Source organism: uncultured Mucilaginibacter sp. (assembly GCF_903913935.1).
Taxonomy (GTDB): domain Bacteria; phylum Bacteroidota; class Bacteroidia; order Sphingobacteriales; family Sphingobacteriaceae; genus Mucilaginibacter.
On the sequence record NZ_CAIWNH010000441.1, the window covers coordinates 1 to 1,528 of the forward strand.

Annotated in this window: 1 protein-coding gene; it reads left to right on the forward strand. The window is 36.6% G+C overall.

The genetic code is table 11. The annotated features are described in order from the left end of the window. Positions 1 to 343: 343 nt before the first annotated feature. Positions 344 to 1,165 carry a hypothetical protein gene (locus QZY09_RS17590; protein ID WP_295674497.1) on the forward strand — a complete coding sequence of 274 codons (822 nt, stop codon included), beginning with the start codon at positions 344 to 346 and terminating at the stop codon, positions 1,163 to 1,165. The last annotated feature ends 363 nt before the right edge of the window (positions 1,166 to 1,528 follow it).

The following is a 1,528-nucleotide window of genomic DNA, read 5'->3' on the forward strand; positions in this document are numbered from 1 at the left end:
CACAATTCCCCGTTATTTAAATATTTCACCAATGGCTTATTTACGATTTAAGCCTATTTAAATAAGCCGGGATAATGATTTATGGCTGAGCGATTTATTTTTGTGTCGAAAAAATAATAATTTGCATTTGACTTAATAAAAATACCTGTGCTGTTGATTTGAAAGTTTGCAATTCGGAACCCTTAGTTTTGGCAGGTGGTATGATTATTGAAAATACTATTTAAACAACAAAACAAACCATCACAAGCTTTTCAAATATGACCTATAGATATTGGATATTTAAAATGGTATTTGAGCAGCGTTAAACTTTATTCTAAAAAAAACATCATAGCTAAAAAACATCATGAAAAAACCCTCCTACTTATTTATAGCTGCTTTTGCTTTTTTGTATTCGTGTCAAAGTAAAAATGAGGTCAAACTGGTAGATGGACCCCATTTTTCCGTCAATAAGGGAAAAGGCGACAACGGTATCTCTGGCCAGCAGGGAGGATCACAAACGTCAGGTAACCTGGCAATACCTGGCGCTTTCGGGGCATTTGCCGCAAATAATAATTCGAAAAAAGCCGAGCCCGAAGTAATAGTTGAAGAGTTGCCCCGTTCCTACAAATCGCGAAAATTCATGAATGATGTTTCTAATATTTCCTATGATCTGTTTATGATACCCGGAAATATTGTTTCCTACAACCCCAAAGACTCATCCTATACCATGAGAACATTGAAGGCGATCACCAAAAACAATAAACCACCGGTTGTTACGCCAATAAGTGATGGCCTTATCTATAGTGCCAAGATAAATTCAAATACCAGCTTCAACGGCTCGTACCTTATTGGGGGAATAAATGTTGCCCGCGATGAGATCCTGGAGTTGAACATTCAAGATGTTGCTATCTCATCTGTACCGGATAGCCTTATTGATATAGAAGCCATTAAATCGGCTATAGCCAATATACCCGAAGAAGATAAAAAGTATTTGTATTACGTTAAATCGGTAACCCTTACTACCCTGGATAACCGAAAATATACTGAAGCTAAATTTGATGCAAGTATAAATTCATGCTTTGTTACTGCCGGCGGGAAAACTTACAGCAGCAATGAAAAATTTAAACGCGACCGAACGGTATCATTGTTTACTGTGCCTTTAAGCAATTTTATCGGTTCCCGCTGAAGACCTCTCGCATATGTTGTTATCTGCTTAGACCATGAAAAGCTCTAAAAATAAACCCGATCAAATGATCGGGTTTATTTATTTACGCTTACCATTAACGGTATCAGCATAATTTACCATCAATGATAATTTAAACCGCTTATTGCTCATCATTTTAAATACGTAGCGCCATTGGGGCTATATTCTTGCCTCATTAAACGTCATTAAACAAAAAAACCTCCCGGATAGCGGGAGGTTTTTTTGTTTTGCGGGTAAAAGTTTAGAAAGTATTCCCGGAACTTTGAATTGTTTGAAATCCTTTCATATAATTCAAACAACCGGTAAATTTAGTATTGATGAAGGTATACCCTGTATAAGTTGCAC

Bases quoted from the DNA above. Each gene is read 5' to 3' on its own strand.
- QZY09_RS17590 (WP_295674497.1), top strand. From the start codon at position 344: ATGAAAAAACCCTCCTACTTATTTATAGCTGCTTTTGCTTTTTTGTAT.